General features: G+C 63.4%; 16 protein-coding genes. 2 read left to right on the plus strand and 14 right to left on the minus strand.

All coding sequences use genetic code 11. From position 1 onward, the window contains the following. Window positions 1–83: 83 nt before the first annotated feature. The 6 genes from V1289_RS24070 to V1289_RS24095 form a co-directional block, all read right to left on the minus strand. Window positions 84–1076: an ABC transporter ATP-binding protein gene (locus V1289_RS24070; RefSeq protein WP_334399391.1), complete on the minus strand. Its 993-nt coding sequence runs from the start codon at window positions 1074–1076 to the stop codon at window positions 84–86. Continuing rightward, window positions 1073–2086, minus strand: coding sequence for an ABC transporter ATP-binding protein (locus V1289_RS24075; protein WP_334399393.1), 1014 nt, complete (start codon window positions 2084–2086; stop codon window positions 1073–1075). Before V1289_RS24075 ends, V1289_RS24070 begins: the two co-directional genes overlap by 4 nt. Beyond that, the gene (locus V1289_RS24080; protein WP_309181349.1) at window positions 2086–2979 is read right to left on the minus strand and encodes an ABC transporter permease; all 894 of its coding nucleotides are present in this window, start codon (window positions 2977–2979) and stop codon (window positions 2086–2088) included. Before V1289_RS24080 ends, V1289_RS24075 begins: the two co-directional genes overlap by 1 nt. A 182-nt stretch (window positions 2980–3161) precedes the next feature. Beyond that, complete coding sequence (locus V1289_RS24085; RefSeq protein ID WP_074271587.1) at window positions 3162–4109, minus strand: ABC transporter permease; 948 nt, start codon at window positions 4107–4109, stop codon at window positions 3162–3164. A 48-nt stretch (window positions 4110–4157) separates the two neighbouring features. After that, a complete protein-coding gene (locus tag V1289_RS24090) occupies window positions 4158–5753 on the minus strand; it encodes an ABC transporter substrate-binding protein (protein ID WP_334399398.1) in 1596 nt (531 codons plus the stop codon). Between the two features lie 127 nt (window positions 5754–5880). Beyond that, window positions 5881–6228 carry a hypothetical protein gene (locus V1289_RS24095; RefSeq protein WP_334399400.1) on the minus strand — a complete coding sequence of 116 codons (348 nt, stop codon included), beginning with the start codon at window positions 6226–6228 and terminating at the stop codon, window positions 5881–5883. 12 nt (window positions 6229–6240) lie between these two features. Here V1289_RS24095 and V1289_RS24100 point away from each other — a divergent pair, with 12 nt between their 5' ends. Further along, complete coding sequence (locus tag V1289_RS24100; RefSeq protein ID WP_334399402.1) at window positions 6241–7665, plus strand: extracellular catalytic domain type 2 short-chain-length polyhydroxyalkanoate depolymerase; 1425 nt, start codon at window positions 6241–6243, stop codon at window positions 7663–7665. Between the two features lie 26 nt (window positions 7666–7691). On the opposite strand, the gene V1289_RS24105 is transcribed toward V1289_RS24100, so the two are convergent. The 3 genes from V1289_RS24105 to V1289_RS24115 all read right to left on the minus strand — a co-directional run bounded on the left by V1289_RS24105 (window position 7692) and on the right by V1289_RS24115 (window position 12370). Beyond that, window positions 7692–9242: an AMP-binding protein gene (locus V1289_RS24105; RefSeq protein ID WP_334399404.1), complete on the minus strand. Its 1551-nt coding sequence runs from the start codon at window positions 9240–9242 to the stop codon at window positions 7692–7694. Between the two features lie 29 nt (window positions 9243–9271). Continuing rightward, window positions 9272–10420: an iron-containing alcohol dehydrogenase gene (locus tag V1289_RS24110; protein WP_334399406.1), complete on the minus strand. Its 1149-nt coding sequence runs from the start codon at window positions 10418–10420 to the stop codon at window positions 9272–9274. 189 nt (window positions 10421–10609) lie between these two features. Then, window positions 10610–12370, minus strand: a complete 1761-nt coding sequence (locus V1289_RS24115) for an acyl-CoA dehydrogenase family protein (protein ID WP_334399408.1) — start codon at window positions 12368–12370, stop codon at window positions 10610–10612. Between the two features lie 213 nt (window positions 12371–12583). Between V1289_RS24115 and V1289_RS24120 the strand changes: the two genes are divergently transcribed. After that, window positions 12584–12886 (plus strand): DUF6916 family protein, encoded by a 303-nt coding sequence (locus V1289_RS24120; protein WP_334399410.1) that lies wholly within the window; start codon window positions 12584–12586, stop codon window positions 12884–12886. 145 nt (window positions 12887–13031) lie between these two features. Here V1289_RS24120 and V1289_RS24125 read toward each other — a convergent pair whose 3' ends face one another. The 5 genes from V1289_RS24125 to V1289_RS24145 form a co-directional block, all read right to left on the minus strand. After that, the gene (locus V1289_RS24125) at window positions 13032–13568 is read right to left on the minus strand and encodes a GNAT family N-acetyltransferase (RefSeq protein WP_334399412.1); all 537 of its coding nucleotides are present in this window, start codon (window positions 13566–13568) and stop codon (window positions 13032–13034) included. 10 nt (window positions 13569–13578) lie between these two features. Then, on the minus strand, window positions 13579–14100 hold the full coding sequence (locus tag V1289_RS24130) for a phage tail protein (protein ID WP_334399414.1): 522 nt from the start codon (window positions 14098–14100) through the stop codon (window positions 13579–13581). A gap of 9 nt (window positions 14101–14109) precedes the next feature. Next, window positions 14110–14613 carry a phage tail protein gene (locus V1289_RS24135; RefSeq protein ID WP_334399416.1) on the minus strand — a complete coding sequence of 168 codons (504 nt, stop codon included), beginning with the start codon at window positions 14611–14613 and terminating at the stop codon, window positions 14110–14112. A 12-nt stretch (window positions 14614–14625) separates the two neighbouring features. Next, a complete protein-coding gene (locus tag V1289_RS24140) occupies window positions 14626–15123 on the minus strand; it encodes a phage tail protein (protein WP_334399418.1) in 498 nt (165 codons plus the stop codon). A gap of 329 nt (window positions 15124–15452) precedes the next feature. Beyond that, the gene (locus V1289_RS24145) at window positions 15453–22802 is read right to left on the minus strand and encodes a cadherin domain-containing protein (RefSeq protein WP_334399420.1); all 7350 of its coding nucleotides are present in this window, start codon (window positions 22800–22802) and stop codon (window positions 15453–15455) included. Between the last annotated feature and the right edge of the window lie 669 nt (window positions 22803–23471).

Here is a 23471-nt window from a genome sequence, read left to right on the forward strand (position 1 = left end):
AAAGCGCACTTCGCGCCGTGCCCACCATCTTTTTCGCACGCGAGGTCGTGGGCACGCTTCGCTTTGCCCACCCTACGAAATTGTTATCCCGCCCGCCCCGTCCCCTCATTGAGCCAGCACGCTACCTGATGCCCCGTGCCGGCTTCCGCCAGCACCGGCCGTTCCGCCTTGCAGCGCTCCATCGCATAGCGGCAGCGGGTATGAAACGCGCAGCCCGAGGGCGGGTTGATCGGGCTCGGCACGTCGCCGTCGATCATCGGCGTCAGGCGCTTTGCCTTGGGATCGGCAACCGGCACCGATGCCAACAGCGCCTGGGTATAGGGATGGCGCGGGTTGGCGAACAGTTCGGTCTTGTCCGCGATCTCGACAATGCGGCCGAGATACATCACGGCGACGCGGTGGCTGATGTGGGCGACGACCGCGAGATCGTGCGCGATGAACAGATAGGAGAAGCCGTGCTTGCGCTGCAGGTCGATCAACAGGTTGATCACCTGCGCCTGGATCGAGACGTCGAGTGCGGAGACCGGCTCGTCGCATACGATCAGGCTCGGCCCGAGCGACAGCGCCCGTGCAATGCAGATGCGTTGCCGCTGTCCGCCGGAGAATTGATGCGGATAATTCTTCATCTGGTCCGGCCGCAATCCGACCTGTGCGAACAGCTCGGTAACCCGTTCCTGCTTCGCGTGACCCGACGCCAGCCCGTGCACGCTGAGCGGTTCGCCGACGATATCGCCCGCGGTCATGCGTGGATTGAGGGAGGCGAACGGATCCTGGAACACGATCTGCATCGAGCGCCGGTGCGGCCGCAATTCCGCCTTGCTGAGCGGCGCGATGTCCAGGCCGTTCAGTCTGATGGTGCCGCTGGTCGGCTCGACCAGCCGCAGTACGGTCCGCGCCACGGTCGATTTGCCGCAACCGGACTCGCCGACCAGTCCGAGCGTTTCGCCCGTTCCCACTGAAAAGCTGACGCCATCGACCGCGTGCACGGTGCCGACGCGACGGCGCAGCACGCCGCCGCGCACCGCGTAATGTTTGATGAGGTCGGTGACCTCGAGCAGCGGAGGTTTCTCGGTCATGGCGCCGCCACCAGTTCTGCGGCGCGCCAGCACGCCGAAAAATGACGATCGCCAAAATCCTGCAGGGGCGGATATTCCTGATGGCAACGATCGATCGCCATGGCGCATCGTGGCGCGAAAGCGCAGCCCACCGGCAGGTTCGTCAATGACGGCACCATGCCTGGAATTTCGGTCAGCCGCGCATCGGCCTTTGCCCCGAGCCCGATCACCGCCGGCATCGAGGCCATCAGGCCGCGGGTGTAGGGATGCCTGGGATTTTCGAACAGCGCTTCGACGCTGGCTTCCTCGACCTTCTTGCCGGCATACATCACGATGACGCGCTGCGCGGTCTGCGCGACCACGCCGAGATCGTGGGTAATCAGGATCAGGCCGGTGCCAAGTTCTTTTTGCAGATCGACGATCAGCGCCAGGATCTGGGCCTGGATCGTCACATCCAGCGCGGTGGTCGGTTCGTCCGCGATCAACAGCGCCGGCCGGCACGCCAGCGCCATCGCGATCATGGCGCGCTGGCGCATGCCGCCGGAAAGCTGGTGCGGATATTCAATCGCCCGCCGCTCCGGTTCGGGAATCCGGACCAGACGCAACATCTCGACGGCCTTTTTCCACGCTTCCTTGTTCGTCATCGACCGGTGCAACTGGACCGCCTCGGTGATCTGGTCGCCGATCCGCATCACCGGATTGAGCGAGGTCATCGGCTCCTGAAAGATCATCGAGATCCGGTCACCGCGAATCTTGCGCATCTCGGCCTCGTCGAGGCTCAACAGGTCGGTGCCTTCGAGCGTCACGGAGCCGCCGACGATCCGGCCGGGCGGATCCGGCACCAGCCGCATGATCGACAGCGCGCTGACGCTCTTGCCGCAGCCGGATTCGCCGACGATCGCCAGCGTCTCGCCGCGCCGGACGGTGAAGGAGACGTCGTCGACCGCCTTGAACAGCCCCGAATTGGTGAAGAACACCGTCTGCAGGTTCTTCACGTCGAGAACCGTGTCTTCCGTCTGCGCTTTGGTCATCAGCCGCGTTGCCTCGGGTCGAGGATGTCGCGTAGCGCATCGCCGAACAGGTTGGTGCCGAACACCGCAAGGCTGATGGCAATCCCCGGGAAGATCACCAGCCATGGCGCGACGCGGACATATTCCGCCGCCGATTCCGACAGCATACGTCCCCAGGACGGATAGGGCTCGGGAATGCCGAGCCCTAGAAATGACAGCGAGGCTTCGGTCAGAATGGTGGAACCGAGCTGCGCGGTCGCCAGCACGATCAGCGGCGCCAGCGTATTGGGCAGCACATGGCGGAGCGCGATGCGCACCTCGCTCATGCCGATCGATTTGGCGGCTTCCACAAATGGCTGCTCGCGCAGCGCCAGCGTATTGGCGCGAATCACGCGGGCGACCGTCGGGATCAGCGGGATCGCGATCGCAAGAATAACGTTCGGCAGCGACGGTCCCAGCGCTGCGGTCATCACCAGCGCCAGCACCAATAGCGGCAGTGCCTGCAAAATATCGGTCACCCGCTGGAATACGAGATCGACCCAGCCGGACAGATAGCCTGAGGTGAGACCAACGATCACCCCGATCGACGCGCCCAATGTGGTCGAGCCGATGCCGACCGCCAGCGAAATGCGCGCGCCGTGGACGATGCGGCTCCAGACGTCGCGGCCGAATGAATCGGTTCCCAGCCAGTGCCGCCAGTCGGGCGCAGCGAGACGGTGCGCGGAATCGACGCTGAGCGGATCGTAGCGGCTGATCAGGTCGGCCGAGAGTGCCACCCAGACGAACAGCACCATGATGATGAGGCCGATCGTACCGAGCATGTGGCGTTGCGCCAGGAAAGCCAGCCGGCGCCAACCATGCGCGGCGTCTGCGCCGGCGCGTCGGAGCTCGCTATCGTAGTTGACCACGGCCAAACTGATATCTCCTAATCCGTGATGCTCCCTCTCCCCGCCTGCGGGGAGAGGGTTGGGGTGAGGGGGACTCTCCGCGAGCGCGAATGTGGAGAGTCCCCCTCACCCGCCGCGCTGCGCGCACCGACCTCTCCCCGCAAGCGGGGCGAGGTGACCCGAACGTCGGCATTGATTCCATTCATGCGCTAATCCCCATACCGGATACGCGGATCGATCACGGCGTACAGCATGTCGACGGTGAAATTGGCGACCACCACGACCACGGCGATCAGCATCACCAGGTTCTGCACGATCGGATAATCGCGCCAGCGCAGCGCCTCGACCAGGAACCGCGCGATGCCCGGAATGTTGAAGACGGTTTCGGTGACGATCAGTCCGCCGATCAGGAACGCCGCCTCGATACCGATCACGGTGATGACGGGGAGGATAGCGTTCTTCAGCGCATGGCGGTAATTGACCGACGATTCGGAGGCGCCCTTGGCCCGCGCGGTGCGGATGTAATCCTGGCGCAGGATTTCGAGCATCGAAGAGCGCGTGATGCGCATCGTCAGCGCGGCGCTGCGAAAACCTACCGCCATCGCCGGCACGCAATAGATCGCGATGGCCTCGGTCCATGTCTTCGGGTTCGGATTGAAGATCGGCATCGATCCGAACAACGAAACCGACGCCATCAGGATCAACAGCCCGAGCCAGAACGACGGCAGCGACAGGCCGCTGAGGCTGACGACGCGCAAGGCATAGTCCAGCCGCGTGCCCTGACGTACGGCGCTGATGACCCCTAAGGGAATGCCGATCGATGCCGAGAACAGCAGCGCCAGGCCGGCGAGCCGCGCGGTGATCGGAATCCGCGGCAGGATTTCATCCAGCGCCGGCTTTTCCGAAACATAGGAATAGCCGAGATCGCCGCGCAACAGGCCGCCGATCCAGTGCAGATACTGCACCACGATCGGGTCGCTGAGACCCAGTTCCTTTTCCAGGTTGGCCTTGTCGGCGGGATCGACGAACCCCGCCGCGTCGAACAGGATATCGACGATGTTGCCGGGAACGACGCGCAGCAGCACAAAGATGATGATCGAGATCCCGATCAGGGTCACGAGCATCAAGGCAAGGCGCCGCACGATATAACCGAACACTTGGCCGCTCTCCCTGACCCGCCCTCGAAGCCTGTGCGCCGATGGACGTTACTTGTCCAGCCAGACGTCTTCGTAACGAAAGCCATTATAGGAGCTATTGGACATGATGGTGACGTTCTTGACATAGGGCTGCCAGCAGGTGCCGGTGCGGCTATGGAAGATGATCGGACGCGCGACGTCCTCCTGCAGCTTCTTGTCGATCTCCCAGACCAGCTTCTTGCGCTTGTTGAGGTCGGTTTCGGCCGATTGCTGATCGAACAGCTTTTCGATGTCCTTGTTGCAGTAATTGGTGTAGTTCCGCTCGGAGCCGCAGGAATAGTTTTCGTAGAACGACTGGTCGGGATCGTCGACCGCATTGCCGGTCAGGTTGAGCCCGAGCGCATAGTCCTTGCGCGCCACTTTCGGGAACCACTGCGCGGTGTCGACGACGTCGAGTTCGCCGTCGATATAGATGCTCTTGATCTGGTCAATCAGGATGATGGCGGGATCGCGGTAGACCGGGATGTTGCGCGTGGAGACCTTGATCTGCAGGTGCTTGTCGGGGCCGTAGCCCGCCTTCTGCATCAATTTGCGCGCTTCTTCCCGGTTGGCGTTGATGTCCGGGCCGTAGCCGGGGATCGATTCCAGCATCTCCTTGGGCATCGCCCACAGGCCGGCCGGCGCCGGCTCCATGGTGCCGCCGATATCGCCCTGGCCCTCGAACATGATCTGGATGAACGCCTTGCGATCGAGCGCCAGCGCCAGCGCGCGGCGGATGTCGATATTATCGAACGGCGGCGAGGATGAATTGACGATGATGTTGGTCGAGACGTTGTTAGGCTCCACCACGCACACCGCATTCGGCGCCTGCGCTTTGACGTCCTTCAACAGCGGGATCGAGACTTCCGTCGGGAAGGTCATGTCGAACTTGCCGGAGACGAAGCCGAGGATCGCGGTCGACCGGTTCGGGATGATGGTGAAGTCGATGCCGTCGAGATAGGGCAGGCCCTTCTTGAAGTAATCCGGGTTCTTCACGAGCTTGATCGACTCGTTGGCCTTGAACTCCACGAACTTGAACGGGCCGGTGCCGATCGGTTTGGTGCGCATTTCGGCCGGCGAGACGTGGCAGGGATAGATCGGCGTGTAGCCCGAGGCGAGCAGCGACAATAGCGCCGGTTCCGGCCGTTTCAGGTTGAACGACGCCTCGTAGTCGCCGTTGGTCGTCACGTCATTGACCTGCTCGTACCAGGATTTGCGCGGATTCTGGCGGAATTTCTGCGGCGACTTGCCCATCAGCATGTCAAAGGTGCATTTGACGTCGGCGGACGTGAACGGCTTGCCGTCATGCCACTTGACGTCGTGCCGGAGCTTGAAGGTCAGGGTCTTGTTGTCGCTGCTCCAGGCCCAGCTCTCCGCGAGTTCCGGGACGATGGTATCGACGCTGTTCTGGGCGATATGCTGATTGAAGAGGACGAGGTTGCTGTAAACAGGCATGAAGGGGACGTTGATCGAATAGGTCGCGCCCTCATGGATCGAGGCGCTGCCCGGACTGTCGCGGTGATAGATCCGGAGAATGCCGCCCTGTTTCGGCTCGCCTGCCGACGAGACATCGTAAGCCGCCAGCACAGCCAATACCGCGACGGCAAGCGTTTTCACGCTCCGCATGATCCCCTCCCAATTTTCGGTCTCAACCGGCCGATTTGCGCCGGACGATATCATGACGGGGGGCTCGGGCAACCGGCCGCGGCCGATGCGGGGATTGGCAATTCGGACTATCTCGGCGAGCGACGTCTCATATTGTGGAATTGATTGCGCCTGACGGCCGGAATTCGCGGCGTTTGGCGCTATACCGCGACGTATTTGCGCTCGATCTCGGCAAAGAACGCTGCCGCCGGCCTGACGAAGCCGTCTGCCGTGCCGCCAGCGACAGTTTGTCGCCGATTGCGAATTTGAGCACCGACTTCGCCGGGTCGTATTTGACGGTCTTGTCGGCGGTGAAGATGCCCGAGGCGTTCATGATCGAGCTTGCGATCATGCGCACTTCGAGCAGGTTGCCGTCCTTGCCTTCCTTTCCGGGAAGCCGCTCTCCGGCTTTGGCATGAAACCAGCATACCGGGGGTGTCGGATGTCTTCGGCTCAACAGGAGCGTGTCATGAACCCAGGCGTGGCTATGGCGACGGCAATCGTTTTTGGCGCGGCGGCGTCGGCCGCGGGCCCGGCGCGGGCCGAACAGCCAGCAAAACTGGCCGGCTACAACGCCGACATCGGCGAAAGCTCGATATCGGGCATCTCGTCGGGCGCCTTCATGGCCGTGCAGTTCGCGACCGCCTGGTCTTCGGTGATCAAGGGCGTCGGCGTGGTCGCCGGCGGGCCCTATTGGTGCGCGAAGGCGGATGCCGACGACATCATCAACGGCTACACGCTGCCGATCATGACCGCGACCGGCCCATGCATGACCGGGCCGCCGCCGGAACTGGGCAGCTCTTTCGCAAAGGCCGACGCCAAATCGGCTTCCGGCGATATCGATGCCCTGCAATTCGTGCGGCGACAGAAAGTGTATGTCTTCCACGGCTACAACGACGCCGTCGTGGCCAAGTCGGCCACCGATGCGGCCGCGGATTTCTATCGGCATTATCTCGGCGAGCCCAACCGCGGCAACCTGTACTACCAGACCACAATCGGGGCGGGCCATTCGCTGGTTATCGCGCAGGACCCGCACAAGGATGGCCTCAACGGCTGCGGCGACAACGCCGTCCCGTATATCGACCAGTGCGGCTATGACCAGGCCGGAATCATTCTCCAGCATATCTATGGCGCGTTGAATGCCCCCAACCGGGGGACATTGAGCGGGACGACCAAGCGTTTCGATCAGTCGGCTTACACCCGGCCCGATGACGCCGGTTCGCTCAGTCTGGGCGACTCTGGCTATTTGTTCGTTCCCAAGGCGTGCGAGGAGGGTGCGGCGTGCCGGGTCCACATCGCGCTGCATGGGTGCAAGCAGGACAGTGGCGATATCGATCGGCGTTACGTCGACGACACCGGGTACAATGCCTGGGCGGACACCAATCGCCTGATCGTGCTTTATCCGCAGACCATGTCGAGTTCGTACCTGCCGTTCAATCCGCAGGCGTGCTGGGACTGGTGGAGCTACGTCAATCACGCGGACAGCTATGTCGCCAAGTCGGGGCCGCAGATCAGGACGATCAAGGCAATGCTCGATGCACTGACCGCGCGGGCTGTACCCGCGCCCGCGCCCGCGCCGGCTGCCGCCGCGGCGCCGGCGGCGCTCATGGTCATCGATACCTCGGACATTTCTGCCGATCTGGCGTGGACCCCGCAGCCGGGAACCACAGCCTACCGTATCGCGCGGGCCGGCGCCGATGGCCAGTTTGCCGCGGTGGCCGACGTGGCCGGCGCGAGTTTCGCCGATTCCGGCCTGACGCCGGCATCCGCCTATCGCTGGCGCGTCTCGGCCCTGGTGAATGGGGTTGAAGGTCCAGCCTCCGAGGCCGCTGCCACCACACGCGCATCACCGTCCCCATGCGATAATCCCGGCACTTGCCCGGTCGGCAAATGAAGGAAGTTCGGAGGTCGCTTTCGCCTTCACACGATGCGTGATGTCTTGTTGCCCCAGTAGCGGTCGCGCAACAAACGTTTGTAGAGCTTGCCGGTCGGCAGCCGCGGCAGCTCGGCTTCGAAGTCGATCGATCGGGGGACTTTTTGGCGCGACAGCGATTGGCCGCAAAACCGAATCAATTCCTCTGCGAGTTCGGGTCCCGGCGAAACCCCCGGCATCGGCTGCACCACCGCTTTCACTTCCTCGCCGAGATCGGCATTGGGGACGCCGAACACCGCGGCGTCCGCGATTTTGGGATGCGTGATCAGGAGGTTTTCGCATTCCTGCGGGTAGATGTTGACGCCGCCGGAGATGATCATGAAGGTCGCGCGATCGGTCAGATAGAGAAAGCCATCCGCGTCGACATAGCCGACGTCGCCGACGGTGCTCATGCTGCCGTCCGCCGAGCGGGCCTCCTTCGTCCGGTTGGCATCGTTGAAATATTCAAACGGCGTCGCAGTCTTGAACCACACTGTGCCCGGAGTGCCGGCGGGGCAGGGTTTCATGTTCTCGTCGAGAATATGCAGGTCGCCGAGATAAACCTTGCCGACGGTGCCGCGATGCGCCAGCCATTCCTGGCTGTTGCAGGCGGTGAAGCCGAGCCCCTCGGTGGCGCCGTAATATTCGTGGACGATCGGTCCCCACCATTTGATAATGTCGTCTTTGACCATCGCTGGACACGGCGCCGCCGCATGGATCGCGATCTCCAGCGACGACAAATCGTAGCGGGATCGCACCTCCTCCGGCAGTTTGAGCATGCGCGAGAACATCGTCGGCACCAGTTGCGTATGCGTGATGCCCCATTTCGGGATCAGTTCGAGGTAACGCTCGGGATCAAAACTCTCCATGATGATGACGGTGCCGCCGGATCGTATGGTGAGGTTGACCGCGGCTTGCGGCGCCGAATGATAGAGCGGCGCCGGCGACAGATAGATCATGCCTTCGCGGTACTGCCAGAGTTTGTGCAGGAAGTCGAAGATCGGCAGGTTCTGTACCGGCGGCTGTTCCGGCAGCGGCCGCAAAATGCCCTTCGGCCGGCCGGTAGTGCCCGACGAATATAGCATCGCGGTGCCGACCGACTCGTCTGCGATCGGCGTCGTCGGTAAACCCGCCGTCGCCTGCCGCAGGCCGACGATGCGCTCATTCTCGCCGTCGCCATCGGCGACGATGCAGAGTTCGACCTTGGGGCATTGCTTCAGCGCCTCGCGCGCGACCTCGAGTTTTGCCTTTGAGGTGATGAGAATGCGCGACTCGCTGTTGGTGAGGATGTAGGCGAGCTCGCTGGCCGTCAGGTAGGAATTCACGCAGGTGAAATACAGGCCGGAGCGCTCGCCCGCGCCGCAGGCTTCGAGGTAGCGGCTGTTGTTCTCCATGAAGATCGCATAATGGTCGAGCCGCTTGAGGCCGCGGTTGCGGAACAGATGCGCCAGCGCGTTGCTGCGCGCATCCAGCTCGCGGTAGGTGACGGTCTCGCCGGTGCCGGCCATGATGAAGGCGGGCTGAAGCGGACGAAGAAGCGCATGCTTGCCGGTGTACATCTTGCTCTTGGTTCCCTTATGCCATTCCCTTATGCCGCCATTAGAAGAATCTCGCGCACCTGCGCCGGGCTCTCGATCCGGCGCGGATTGCGCGGCACCCATGGCGTGGCCATCGCAGCTTCCGCGATCCGGTCGAAATGTTCGGGGCCTACGCGAACATCCTGCAGGCTGCGCGGCATGCCGAGGCCGCGAATGAAATGGTCGAGCACATCGCCGGCATCCTCGCTTTGGTGTCCCATCGCCGCGGCCACCAGCGCCTGCCGCTCGGCGTTATCAGGCTTGTTCCAGCGCATCACCGAAGGCAGCATCACGCAGGACGTATAGCCGTGCGGCACCTCGAATTCGGCGCCGAGCACATAGCCGATGCCGTGGCTGGCGCCCATCGGCACGCCCGACGCCAGCGGCCCGGTCGAAAGCCAGGTCCCGATCTGGCAATCCATCCGCGCGTCGATGTCGTTGGGATCCGCCTTCACCCGCGGCAGCGCCTCGGTCAGCATGGCTAGCCCTTTCAGCGCCTGCGCATCGCCGTAAGGATGCGCCTCGCGGGAGCAGATGCCTTCCACGCAGTGATCGACGGCGCGGATTCCGGTCGACAGGAACAGCCATTCCGGCGTGTGCACGGAAAGCCAGGGGTCGAGGATGGTGGCGCGCGGCATCAGCAGCGGATGGCGCAGCCCTTCCTTGACCCGCGTCTTTTCGTTGATGACGCCGGCGATCGACGAGAACTCGCCGCCGGCGATCGTCGTCGGCACGCTGATCTGGCGCACGGTTGGCGCGGCCAGCGAGCCGCTGCCCTGGCCGCGAATGGCGTCGATGCCTTCGACCGTATTCACATCGTTGGCGAGGCAGAGCTGCACCGCCTTGGCGCCGTCGGTGATCGAGCCGCCGCCGACGGTTATGATGATGTCCGCATCGGCGGCGCTGGCCTGGTTGGCGGCGGCGATGACGGCCGCGCGCGGCGTATGCGCCGGCATCGCGTCGAAGGTGGCGACGCAGCGCGCTCCCAGCGCGCGGCGGATTTTTCCGATCTCGTCAGTCTGGCGGTTGAGCGTACCGCTGACCATCAGGAAGGCGCGGGCAGCCTTCAGGCGATCGATCTGCTCGACGATCGCCTCGGCCGCCGGACGGCCGAAGACAACCTCATCCATCGCGCCGAATACGACACGGCCCTTGTGCACCTCGTCCTCCCCCGGATGGTTCCTTTCCTCGACGGCAATCTAGCGAAGCTGGCGCGAGACGTCATGCCCGAAGATGCTTACCCCGGTCATTCCGGGGGGCGTCGAAGACGCGAACCCGGAATCTCGAGATTCCCCGGTGCGCAATTGCGCATCTGAGGTCTGGTCCTTCGGACCATCCCGGAATGACGACTAAATCTCCAACAGCCCACCAATCTCCGCAACCGACACGCTGCGATCCGATAACAAAATTTCCACAGCCTCCCGTTCCCATTCGCCGGCCTCGGGCGCCAGCGGATCCTGCACGCCCAGGCGATGCTCCAGCACCAGCCGGGCCAAGAGCGCCCTGCGCGCATCGGCGCCGAGCTGGGCGGCTTCGCGCGTCATCAGCACAGCGCTGGCGATGTGATAGAGCGCACTCGCCGCACGCCGGGCGTGCGCTTCCCGCGCGGGGTCGGCGGCGACGCGTTCGGCGAAGCGCATGGTCCGGTCGAGCGTCTGCCGCAGGCGGTCGCGGAACGCCGCTGGAATGGCCGCGGCTTCGTCGAGCAATTTCAGCAATGCGGCTTCCAGCGCCTTGTGCGCGCCGCTCTTGCCGACGGCGCGGGTAACGATGTCGAGCGCGTTGATGTTGCTGGTGCCCTCCCAGAGCACGCCGATATGGGCGTCGCGCACCAGCCGCGCCTGCACCCATTCCTCGATGTAGCCATTGCCGCCGCGCACCTCCATCGCGCCGGTCGCCACCGGAATGTTGTCGCGGCAGGCGCGGAATTTCAGAAGCGGCGTCAGGATCCGCAAACAATTTTCGGCGTCCCTTGCGCCGGCATTGGCGCGGTCCATCGCGTCGGCCGCGAACAGGAACATCGACAGCGCCTGTTCCGTCGGCAGCGTGATCTTCAGGAGCTGCCGGCGGAGCAGGGGATAGTCGATGATGGTCTTGCCGAAGGCGGAGCGTGTTCGCGCGCACACCATCGCCTCGTTGACGCAGCGCCGCATCATCGCCGCCGCGCGCACGCCATGCGACAGCCGCGACAGATTGACCTGCTCCATCATCTGCTTCAGGCCCTGATCGGCGGCGCCGACCAGAAAGGCCGTGGCGCCTTCCAGCAAAATCTCGCCTGACGCCATCGAGCGGGTGCCGAGCTTGTCCTTGAGCCGGACGATGCGATAGGCGTTGCGGCTGCCGTCCTTCAGCCGGCGCGGCAGCGCGAACAGCGCCAGGCCTTTGGTCCCGGCCGGCGCGCCGTCGGGGCGCGCCAGCAGCAATGCAACGTCGGCGTCGGCGTGCGAGCAGAACCATTTGTCGCCATACAGCCGCCATTCGCCGTCCTCGCGGCGGGCGACGGTTTCGATGGTGCCGACATCGGAGCCGCCGGCGCGCTCGGTCATGAACTGGGTGCCCTTCCACTGCGTCGCCGGATCGGCGGACAGCATTTTCGGCAGCAGATATTCTTTCAGCTCGCAGCTACCGAATTTCCGGATCAGATGGATCGAGGTGTCGGTCACGCTGATCGGGCACATCAGGCCGAATTCGGCCTGCACGAACAGATATTGCAGCGCGTATTTGGCGACCGCCGGCAGCGGGCGATCCATGCCAAGCGTGCCGGCGCGATGGCTCATGGCGTGAAACCCGAAATCGGCGAAGGCGATATTTTCCATCTCGCGGTAGGAGGAATGATAGTCGATCCAGTCCTCGTCGCGGCCGAAGCGGTCGCGCGGGTGCAGCACCGGTGGATGCCTGTCGGCGATCCGCGCCAGTTCATCGAGCCGGCCGCCGGCGAGCGCGCCGAGGCGATCGAAATGCGGCTCCAGCCGCCGGAAATCGTCCGGGAGGAGATAAAGCGCGAGCAGATCGCGCAGGCCGCGATCGATGGCGTAAAAGTTTTGCCCGGCGCAGTCAGGCGCGATGTGATCGGCGCCGCGGGGCAAAGCTGGTGTTACAGTCGCGTCCATGGCCGACCTCGCTCTGACATCGTCCCGGCCGGGTGCGCAGGGGCGCCGGGACCCTTAGCCACCGATGTTAGTCACGAAAGGGATTGCAGCTCCAGCCCGATGTAATCCAGCCGGGGCTGGTTTCGTATTAACCTTCCGATTGTGGCCAATGCAAATTTTGTCGTGTGATCCACACTATGCTAGAGGGAACGGCGCAACCGGATGGATATTGCAATGTCACCATCGCCTGACCTCGCGACGCTCAAGATCGACGATTTCGCGCCGCATCGCGATACGGTCTTCGACATGCAGGCATCGAGCGGTGTCGTGCCGTTGAAGCTGGTGAAGGTCGCTCCTGCGGGCGCGAGCGGACGTGCGGGCGGCGCGTTCGCGCTGCTGTTCGTCGCGCCGCAAGGCCCGTGGCTGCCGCAGGCGACCTATCCGGTGACACATCCGGCGCTTGGCACGATGGAGATATTTCTGGTGCCGGTCGGGCCGACGCAGGGCGGCAACGGCTATCACGCGACGTTCACGTAACGCATTTGGGTTCGGTGGCTTCATCCTTCGAGACGCACGCTAACGCGTGCTCCTCAGGATGATGTCTTAGACCCTCATGGTGAGGAGCGCGGCAACGCCGCGCGTCTCGAACCACGAGGCCACGGGATAACGATCTTGCGCGAGATCACGCCGCTGGCGCGGTCCAGCGCATCAGATCGTAGACGCCCTTGTCTTCCTCGGTGACGAATCCGAGGCGCCGGTAGAGCCGCATCGCCGGATTGAGTTTCTCGACATGGATCGAGACGTCTTTAGCGGCGGCGGCAGCCTCGTCCATGAGGTCGCGCAGCAGTGCCGCGCCAAAACCCTTGCCGCAATGTTCGGGCAGGAAGGCGATGTCGATGATGCGATGCTGGCTCGGCCAGCGCTCGACGTAGAGCCGGCCGATATCCCGGCCCTGGTGCCCCGTCACCAGCCAGTCGGCGTTCGGGTAGTAGCGCTGATAGTGCGCGTGCTGCGCCTGGAACTGCTGGTCCAGGAATGCCGCCTTGTGCTCGTCGGACCAGTCGGTGGCGGCAAGCTCTTCGGCGCGGATCGAGGCATAGACCCGCACGAGGAACGGCAGGTCGGCGTCCGCGATGCGGCGGAAATTCAGCCCGGAATCGGCCGCACGCCGCCAGCCGAACGGGACTGTCTCGCGGGCAGCGGACAGAGGTTGATCCATCGAACCGAGCTTACGTGCGTGGCGGGAAGACACCCTGCAGCGCGATGCAGAAATTCAGCGTGAGATAGGGCATCAGATTGTTGTGCGGCTGGTCGCCGCCGGCGGGGGCGACGGCCTGCGCGTTCATTTGCACCAAACCGGTACCGCTAGCCTGATAAGCGGGCCCGCCGACAGACCGGCCGAGTGCCGTCGCGGAACTCGGCGCGAATAACTGCGAGGGCGTGACCTCGGCCATCAATCCGTGGTTGTGTTGCGGCATCTCGCTTTCGAGCAATGTGACGGTGTCTGATCCACCCGTTTCGCCGAGATCGTGCAGCGACAGGCCGGGGCCCTGGCCCGGATGCATCGGCGCATTGCCCTGCATGTCGGGCAGCGCGAAATTGCTTTTGCCGTCGCCGCCATAGGTGGTGCCGAGCAGCGAAAACAGTGCGGTGTTTTGCGAGAGCGGCAGGAGCTGCCCGTCGCAGAACGCCCAGCCCTTGGGCGCGAAATTGAAGGGGAAAATGCGGATCTCCGCGACGAACGGATCCATGGGATGCTCCTAGGTCGGGCTCGGGAAGATGCCGAACAACGAAATGATGAAGTCGACGCAGAGATACGGCTGGAAATTATTGTGCGGCTGGCTGCCGCCGGTCATGGTAATCGATGATGGACCCAACGCCACGCCCGGTGCCACGGTCGAATAGACCTTCACGGTAGAACTTTGCGCGGGCACATTATTGCCGGGACTGTTCGCCCCTCCAATGTTCAACGTCGCGATAAAGGGATGCCTATGGGAGGGTATTTGCGCGGTCGTCAGCGTGACCGTCTCGACGCCGCCGGTTTCGGCCAGCGCGAAGCCGTTGCCCATGTGGATCGGGATCCGGCCGCGCATGTCCGGCAGGGCGAATGTGGACTGGCCGTCGCCGCCATAGGTGGTGCCGACCAGGTTGAACAGGGTTTCGAACTCGGAGATCGGCAGCAGCTGTCCCTCGCAGAACATCCAGCCGGCCGGCGCGAAGTTGCCGGCAAACATGCGAATCTCGCCGACGTAAGGCTGTGCCATGGATGAATCCCCTCAGTTCTGTGACGGGAAGATGCCCTGCAGGGCAATACTGAAATTGATGGTCAAAAACGGTTGCATGTTGAGATGGGCTTGACTGCCCCCGACGGCACTGATCTCGGTCGAAACCATCGCCGTGGTGTTGGAGGGAGCCCCATAGAGCTGGTTCACCGGTCCCAGATAATTGCCTGTGGCAATGACCTGATCGCCGTCCGTCGGCGAGCCTTGTGCCGTATGAACATGCGTCGGTATTTCCGAAATCGAGAGCGTGTGCCCCTGCTCGCCGCCACGCTCGCCCAGCGTGTGACCGTTGCCCATGTGGATCGGCGTTCGTCCATCCAGGTTGGGCAGGCCGAAGTTGACGCGTCCATCACCGCCATAGGTCGTTCCGAGCAATGAGAACAGCGCCTGGTTCTGGTTGATGGGAAGCAGCTGACCGTCGCAAAGCGCCCAACCCTTGGGCGGGAAGCCAAACGACATCATCCGGATTTCCGAGAGAAACGGCTCGGCCATGAGCGCTCCTTCCTATGTATTATTTAACATTGCCATTATGGCACGGCACAACGAGAAGTCGACTTGAATCTTGAGGCGCGGCGGTTGCGCCGCCGTTGATAAAACCAATGGCTTTGCCGGTGCGGACCTAATCGAACAATCCGCTCGGCAAATTAGAGCAATATTCAATTTGTATCATTCGAATTTTTACGCGCTCTTGGCTTCACCCGCAAGTCGAGATGACTCTGCCCGAAGGGGCAGGCCGATTGATTGCCGAACAGCCCGCCCGCCGGCAGTTCGCCGGAGGGCATGGCTGCGATGCCAGCCCGGAGAAATCGAACGCGTCGCCCTTACACCAGCAAGCCGACATGAATTTGCGCGAGGTGAACCGCAGCGTTGCTGTCGATCAGCACGTTCACGGTATCGCCGATATGCGCGCCATCGATCTCGGCGACGCTGACCCAATTGGAGCCAACCTTGCTACCCATGCTGCTATCGGCGGTATTTACCTGCAGCGTCGCAAATGAGCCGCCCGGTCCCTCGATTGCGCGCACCACCAAAGCGTCGCTTACGCCCGATCCGTGCAATTGCGATGTGAGCGCGGAGAAGTCGAATGTGTCGCCCTGGGCGAAACTGTAGTTTGCGACATGGGTGATCGGCGGCGCCGCCGACCCATGAACGTCGACATTGGCGAACACGAAATTGTCCGCACCCGCGGTGCCGACAAGGGTGCCGCCACCATGGCCGGCGTCGAGGATGGGAGCAGCCGTCACGACCGGCGCGCCGGCGGAGCCGCCCGGGGTCGGTGCCGGCGCGGAGGTGCCGACGGCCTGGAAGGAGAACGACGAGGCGTTGTTCGCCTGCACTACGTCGGCGGAATCCGGCAGCCGCCGCTCGCCATCGACGAGACTGATATACATCAGGTCGTTGACGGCGCTTGCCGAGTTGCTGTCGGGTAGCCCGAGCACGTGACCCATCTCGTGCACCACGGTGGTGAGCAGATCGAGATGGCCGGCCGCCGCATTTGCCGGGTCGGTCAGGAGGTCGGTGCCGGCGGCGTTGACGGCGTGGGTGAATTCCGAATTGTCCGACGGCGTCGGATCGATGAACCAGCCATGGCCGGCGGCGTCGGTGTCGATCGTGATATGCGCCGGAGACGTTTCGTCGCCGATGATGCTGCCGGACAGATCCGCGATGCTGAAGGTCGTGGCATGCAGCGCGGCGAGCTGGCTGGCGGAGGCGCCCGCGGCCGCCCACTCCGCGATTGCCGCGGCCACCACCGAGTCGAGTTCGGACTGGGTCAGATGCATCTCGCCCGATGTCGGCGAGGAAGCCTGCACGCCGCCGGGAGCCGCGAGCAGCGGCAGCGGCGGATTACCGGCGACAAGGTTGATCGTTCCGGAGTCGAACTCGGTCGTCGCGCCGGGATTGAGGTTGTTGTCCTTGATGACCTGGTTTGCGGTTGCCGCCACGGACACGCCCTTTGAGAGGTTGATCACGGACGTGCCTGGGGTGGATGCCTGGAGGAAGACATCGTCTGTATTCGTAGGATCGCCGTTGGAGAAATCGTTTCGTTGCGTGCCCGAGCCGCCGGCCAGGAGGTTGACGACGCCATGGTCGCCGGCGAGGCCGACGCCGGCGACGACATAGAGGCCGGCGAATCCGTTCGTATCGGGGTTGCTGGTGACATTGCCCTGCACCGTCGCGTTGACCGTGCTGCTCCCTGGTCCCTGGGTGATCTGGATGCCGGCGGTGTCGTAGTGCGTGAGCGTGTTGTTCAGGACCGCGACGGTGAACGTGCCATTGTCCTGGCTGTTGATATCGATATCGTTCGAGGCGGCGCCGCTGCCCGAATGGGCGGTGGCGGCGACGCCGATCGTATTGCCCGAAATCGTGCCGTCGAACGTCGAATTCCCGCTGCCGCTGCCCTTGTTTACCTCGATGACGTGAGACTTGATGCCGGTACCGCCATTGGCGGCATGCATGTCGAACGTGTTGTTCGAAATATCGAACGTCATGTTGCCGAGGCCGGCAAAGTCGAGGCCCGGGCCGCCCGAGACCGTCAGCGGATGATTGTTGGTCAGCGTGTTGTTGTCGAACACGACGTCGGTGTTGGTGCCGACCTGGTTGGTGACCGCTATCAAAGCGGCGCGCGCGGTGGTCAGCGCGCTGTTGGTCACGGTGAGGTTCATCGCCGTGCTTCCAGTGTCGGCCTGGAAGTTGATGCCGTCGTTCATGCCGGTGCCGTTGTCGGTCCGGCCGCCGATGGTGGAGTGATCGATCGTCAGCCGGTTCAGCGTCCCGGTATTGTTCTCGACCATGATCGTGTTGGTATAGCCGCCGCTGATGTTCGAGTTCGTGATCGAGCCCGAGCCGAGCAGATTTGTAAATCGGATCGCGTCTTCGCCGGTGTTGAAGTTGGTCACCAATGGGTCGATGAAACTGTTTGAGGTTCCGCTGTCGCCATTGATCACGGTGTGATCCAGCGTAAAGCCGGTGACGCTGTTGCCGCGGATCGCGAAATTGTCGAAGCCGTTCAGCTGCATGTCGGCAAGCTCAACGTCCTTGGTGTTGTTCAGGAAGATGCCGCTGCCCTGTGAACTGCTGCCGTCCGCGCCTGTCTTGTGCTGGATCGTGCCGCCGCTGCTCGCCGTTGTGCCGACGCCGGTCACATGCAGACCACCGGTCGACCCGGTGTTGACCAGGATGATGCCGTCACCTGAGCTGTTGCTGGCGGAACCGGAGGAGATGCTCTGGAATGTGAGGTTGCTCGAACTGATCGTCGTATTCTCGACATCGAGGGCGGTGCCTGACGTCGACGAGATGGAGTTGGTGCCGGTGGTCCCGACGGTGCCGCCATGGGTAAAGCTAATGCCGGTACCGCTCGCCGTGTTGACCAACATATTGGAAATGGCGACGGTGCCGACATTGTTACCATCGTCGCTGATGCCCATGCCGGTGCCCAGCGTGGTATCGACGTTGACGTGCGCGATGGTGTGGCCGGTGGTGCCGGCGAGCAGATCAATCGCATTGTCGGTGGAGCCGGCGGTGAGCTTGATGAGGGGATCGGTGCCCGAGCCGACATTGGCCGTGACCACCTGGTTGGTCACCGGATTGGTGAATTGCAGGGTCTGGCTGCCGCCGATCAGGTTGACGCCATTGGCGAGATTGATGCCGTTGGCCTCGCTATAGGTCCCGGTCCCGTGTTCCAGCACGACGTAATCGCCGGTGCCTGCCGGGCTCGCCGTGTTGAAGGCGGCGATCGAATGGAAGGGATCGGCCTGCGTGCCGGCTCCGTTGCCAGGGCCGGAATTGGTGTTGTCGATATAAAACACCTGCGGGACGACGCCGACATGGAACGTCTGGTTGCCCGAGGAGAGCGGTCCACCGGTGCCGGTGTGGCCATTGTCGTTGACGTTCAGCGTCACGGTGTCCGCACCGCTAAAGCCGTCGTCGCTGTTGTAGACCAGGGTTCCCAGCGCGGTGTTGACCTGCGCGATGGTGCCGGTGAGCGTGACGGTGTGACTGCCATTATTGGTGAAGCTGGCGAGGCCGGTGGTGTCGAAGGTCAGCCCGGCATGGCTTGTGGCAATCGTCGCGGTGACGTTGCCGCTGCCGGCGTCGATATCCGCAACCGACAGGCCTGATATCGCAAAATTGGTGTGGGAGAATGCGGTTCCGAGCGATGCATCCGTTGGAACCGAAGCGGTCGGCGGATCGTCCACGGCGGTGACGGTTTCGGTCGTAGTGGCCGAGCCGGTGTTATTGCCGCCATTCAAGGTGTTGCCGTCGTCGACCGCGGTAACGGTATAGGAGCGCGCGGTGGTGTCGGGGTTTTCGCTGGTGTTGTTGAACTGGACCAGATCCAGCACGGCGTTGTAGTGCGCAATCGTATCGGTGCCGGTGAAGGTGACGGTCTGGCTGGTTGAGCCGCCACCTATGTTGGTGACGATATCGAAGTGGATGTTGCCGATGTTGCCGCTGGGGCCGGCGTGCCCCGACACTGAAAGCGCGTCGGAAGGCTCGAGGTTGTTCAACTCGAACACCGCGCTGGTCAGATTGGTGCTGTCGACGTCGCTGATCGTGAGGCTGGGCGCGACCGTGATCGGAACCGAACTCGCCGCAGGCGTTCCGTTCGGCGGCTCGGTGAATCCGGTGATCGCGCCGAAGGTCACCACGGGCGGGTCGTTGACCGGCGTGACGTGGACGGTCGACGTGCTGGTGTTGCTGTTGAGGGAGCCGTCGTTGACGGTATAGCTGACGGTGCGATCGAGCCCGGACGGGTTGTCGCTGTTATTGAAGTAAGTGACGGAGTCCAGCGCGGTCTTGTAGTTCGCGACGCTGGATGAACCGGTCAGCGTTTCCGTGCCGGTTGCGGCGTTGAACGAACCGGTGATGCCGTTCTGGTTGGTGAAGCCGAGGATGTCCTGGCCGTTGACGTAGTTGCCGGTGATCTGGATGGTGGCGCTGGACATATTGGCGCTGTCGACGTCGGAAACCGTCACGCTCGCATCGATCGCGGTCGCGGCCTGGTTTTCGGTGTAGTTCAGCGAGCCGCCGGCGGTGGTGACCGGGGCGTCGTTGACCGGCGTGACGTTGATGGTGTCGGTCTTGGCGACGCTATTGGCAGTGCCGTCGTTGGTGACGATCGTGACGGTACGCGCCAACCCCGACGGGTTTTCACTATTGTCAAAATAGGTCACCGAGTCCAGCGCAGTCTGGTAGTTCGCGACGCTGGAGGAGCCGGTCAGGGTCAGCGTGCCGGTCGCGGCGTTGAACGAACCGGTGATGCCGTTCTGGGTGGTGAAGCCCAGCACGTCCTCGCCATTGACGTAGTTGCCGGTGATCTGCACCGTCGCCGAGGCGAGAGTGGTGTTGTCGACGTCGGACACGGTGATCGCCGGGTCGAACGCGGTGGCCGCCTGATTCTCGGTATAGTTCAGGGTGTGGCCGGCGGTCACGACCGGCGGGTCGTTGACCGGCGTGACGTTGATGGTGTCGGTCGCCGGCGCGCTGTCGAGCGTGCCGTCATTGGCGAGGATCGTGACGGTGCGCGCCAATCCCGACGGGTTATCGCTATTGTCAAAATAGGTCACCGATTCCAGCGCGGTCTGGTAATTCGCGACGCTGGCCGAACCGGTCAGGGTCATCGTGCCGGTTGCAGCGTTGAACGAACCGGTGATGCCGTTCTGGGTTGTGAAGCCCAGCACGTCCTCGCCAATGACGTAGTTGCCTGATATCTGCACCGTCGCATGCGCGAGGGTGGCATTGTCGGAGTCGGTAACGGTCACCGCCGGATCGATCGCGGTCGCCGCCTGGTTTTCCGTGTAGGCCAGCGTGTGGCCTGCCGTGACGACCGGCGCCGCATCCAGAATGACGCCGATGGTGAAGGTCTGCTGGTTGTGCAGCGTGCCGTCGCTGGAGTCGACTGTGACGTGGAAGCTCGGGCTGCCGGGGTTGAAGACGATCTTGCTGGGGTCGGCGACGGTGACCACGCCGGTGGCGGAATTGATGGTGAAGCCGCCGCCGGAGGTGTCGCCGACCAGCGAGTAGGTGACAGCAGGTCCGTTGACATCGGTCGAGGACGCGGTGACGCCGACATGCGTGCCGGCTGGCGCGCCAACCGCAACCTGGTTGGCCGCCGCATCGCTGTCGACAGGCGCCGACGGTGCGACGTCGGAGACCGCGATGACGAAGGCCTGCGAATTGGTCAGCGTGCCGTCGTTGGACTGGGCGACGATCGTGTAACTGCCGCCGGAACTCTCGAAGTCGATCTTGCTGGAATCGACGACAGTGACGGCGCCGGTGGTGGGATCGATGGTGAAGCCGCCGCCGGAGCTATCGGCGGTCAGGCTGTAGGTGACCGTGCCCCCGTTGATATCGCTCGAATGCGCAGTGAGGCCGACGGTCGAACCATTGGCCGCGCCTTCCGCGACCGTATTGGCCGCGGCGTCGCTGTCGACCGGCGTCGAGGGCGCGACGTCGGAGACCGCGATCGAGAAGCTTTGCGAATTGGTCAGCGTGCCGTCGCTGGACTGCACGGCGACGCTATAGGCGTGGCCGGGCGCGGACTCGTAGTCGATCTTGGTCGGATCGGCGACGGTGACGACGCCGGTGTTGGGATCGATGGCGAAGCCGCCGCCGGAGCTATCGGCGGTCAGGCTGTAGGTGACCGTGCCCCCGTTGATATCGCTCGAATGCGCAGTGAGGCCGACGGTCGAACCATTGGCCGCGCCTTCCGCGACCGTATTGGCCGCGGCATTGCTGTCGACCGGCGTCGATGGCGCGACGTCGGTCACCGCGATGGTGAAGGTTTGCGGGGTGGTCAGCGTACCGTCGCCGGCCTGCACGGTGACGCTGTAGGCGTGGCCCGCCGCGGTCTCGAAGTCGATCTTGGTCGAATCGGCGACGGTGACGACGCCGGTGTTGGGATCGATGGTGAAGCCACCGCCCGAGGCATCGGCGGTCAGGCTGTAGGTGATCGTGCCGCCGTTGATGTCGGTCGAATGCACGGTGAGGCCGACGGTAGAGCCATTGCCCGCGCCTTCCACGATCGTGTTGGCCGTCCCATCGCTGTCGATGGGCGCCGATGGTGCGACGTCAGTAACCGCGATCGTGAACGCCTGCGTGGTGCTGGTCAGGCCGTCATCCGCCTTCACGGTAACGCTGTAGGCGTGCCCGCCCGCGCTTTCGAAATCGATCTTGGTGGGGTCGGCGACGGTGACGACGCCGGTCGCGGCGTTGATCGTGAAGCCGCCGCCCGAGGTGTCGCCGATCAGCGAATAGGTCGTTGTCGGTCCGTTCGGGTCGTTGGCCGTCGCGGTGAGGCCGACCAGCGTGCCAGCGGCGGCGCCTTCCGCGACCTGGTTGGCGGCGGGATTGGTATCGGCCGGCGTAGGCAGCGGGACATCCGACACCGCGATGGTGAAGGTCTGCGTGGTGCTCGTCAGCGTCCCGTCGCTGGCCTGCACGGTGACGCTGTAGGCGTGGCCCGGCGCGGTCTCGTAATCGATTTTGGTCGAATCGGCGACGGTGACGACGCCGGTCGCGGCATTGACGGTGAAGCCGCCGCCCGAAGTGTCGCCGGTCAGGCTGTAGGTAACCGTTCCGCCGTTGATGTCGGTCGAATGCGCGGTGACGCCGACCGCCGTGCCGACGGCAGCACCTTCCGCTACCGTGTTGGCCGCGGCATTGCCGTCGACCGGGGTCGACGGCGCAACGTCGCTGACGCCGATCGTGAAATTCTGCGAAGAGGTGAAGATGCCGTCGGTGGCCTGTACGGTGACGGTATAGGCATGACCCGGGCTGCTCTCGAAATCGATCTTGGCGGGATTGGCGACCGACACCACGCCGGTGTTCGGGTCGATCTTGAAGCCGCCGCTCGAGGAATCTGCCGACAGCGAATAGGTGATCGAGAAGGGAAGCAGGCTCTGCGATGAAGCCGTGATGCCGACCAGCGTATTGACCGCCGCGCCTTCAGCGACGTTGTTGGCCGCCGCGTTGTTGTCGACCGGCGTTGTGAGCAAGTCCGGAATCGGCGGAAAGTGTGTACCGGGGGGGACACCGGCATAGAGCGCCTTGGTCCCGTAAGTATCCAAAAAGGCCTGTGCCGCCGGATCCAGAATGATGTTCCCGGACGGGTCCAGGATGAGGGCTGGACGGGTGATGCCGCCGAACGTGAATGCAGGAATGGTGCTCATGGTTACTCCCGTAACCGGCGCTGGGCCGGTTTACTCTTTACGATCGCCTGAGGAAGCGAGCTGTGAACTCGTTCACATCTTTTGATTGAAATCGCGCATGGCGTGGGAGCCGTCCCGTTCCGCTGAGGGAACGGCCGATGGCAAGGGTCACTCTGCAAGGCAAGCCACTAGCGACTGAAATTTCGCCCGTCATTCCGCAAAACGCCCCACTCACGCCGCCGAAATCAATGAATGTTCAAGAAAAGCGGCCACTAAAAAATTTACGCTTTAGCAACCACGAGCGTATTGGCGCTGCAACCGGGAGTCAATGTTCCCGCGTGTTAACCCTTTTTGAGGTGCCGGTAACCTTGACACGCCGAGGTTGCTGCCTGCCGGGGCGTGCCCGAAAGCATTTTTGGATCGCGTGCGACGAGGAACTTTGCTCGAGGGCGGGCGGCCGACGGCAGGTGTGTGACGTCACGCATCCTTCACCCGCAGACCGGCGACGACGACGATCGTCACGATCGCGTGAACGGCGATATCAGCGCCGGCCTCGTTGCCCCGCTGCGCCCGCGACGCACGGGGGCAAGATGCAAAGCCTTCAGAATGCGTAACTATTTTGCTTGATCCCGGTCGGTTCTTGAACAGACTGTGACCCGATCACATCTGTGGCCTCCGCCGCGAAGGATC

Source organism: Bradyrhizobium sp. AZCC 2289 (assembly GCF_036924615.1).
GTDB lineage: Bacteria > Pseudomonadota > Alphaproteobacteria > Rhizobiales > Xanthobacteraceae > Bradyrhizobium.

Excerpts from the sequence above, each read along its gene's own strand:
- V1289_RS24100 (WP_334399402.1), top strand. The coding sequence starts at position 6,241 with ATGAACCCAGGCGTGGCTATGGCGACGGCAATCGTTTTTGGCGCGGCG.
- V1289_RS24070 (WP_334399391.1), bottom strand. The coding sequence starts at position 1,076 with ATGACCGAGAAACCTCCGCTGCTCGAGGTCACCGACCTCATCAAACAT.
- V1289_RS24145 (WP_334399420.1), bottom strand. The coding sequence starts at position 22,802 with ATGAGCACCATTCCTGCATTCACGTTCGGCGGCATCACCCGTCCAGCC.
- V1289_RS24105 (WP_334399404.1), bottom strand. The coding sequence starts at position 9,242 with ATGTACACCGGCAAGCATGCGCTTCTTCGTCCGCTTCAGCCCGCCTTC.
- V1289_RS24130 (WP_334399414.1), bottom strand. The coding sequence starts at position 14,100 with ATGGATCCGTTCGTCGCGGAGATCCGCATTTTCCCCTTCAATTTCGCG.
- V1289_RS24140 (WP_334399418.1), bottom strand. The coding sequence starts at position 15,123 with ATGGCCGAGCCGTTTCTCTCGGAAATCCGGATGATGTCGTTTGGCTTC.
- V1289_RS24075 (WP_334399393.1), bottom strand. The coding sequence starts at position 2,086 with ATGACCAAAGCGCAGACGGAAGACACGGTTCTCGACGTGAAGAACCTG.
- V1289_RS24135 (WP_334399416.1), bottom strand. The coding sequence starts at position 14,613 with ATGGCACAGCCTTACGTCGGCGAGATTCGCATGTTTGCCGGCAACTTC.
- V1289_RS24125 (WP_334399412.1), bottom strand. The coding sequence starts at position 13,568 with ATGGATCAACCTCTGTCCGCTGCCCGCGAGACAGTCCCGTTCGGCTGG.
- V1289_RS24115 (WP_334399408.1), bottom strand. The coding sequence starts at position 12,370 with ATGGACGCGACTGTAACACCAGCTTTGCCCCGCGGCGCCGATCACATC.
- V1289_RS24090 (WP_334399398.1), bottom strand. The coding sequence starts at position 5,753 with ATGCGGAGCGTGAAAACGCTTGCCGTCGCGGTATTGGCTGTGCTGGCG.
- V1289_RS24120 (WP_334399410.1), top strand. The coding sequence starts at position 12,584 with ATGTCACCATCGCCTGACCTCGCGACGCTCAAGATCGACGATTTCGCG.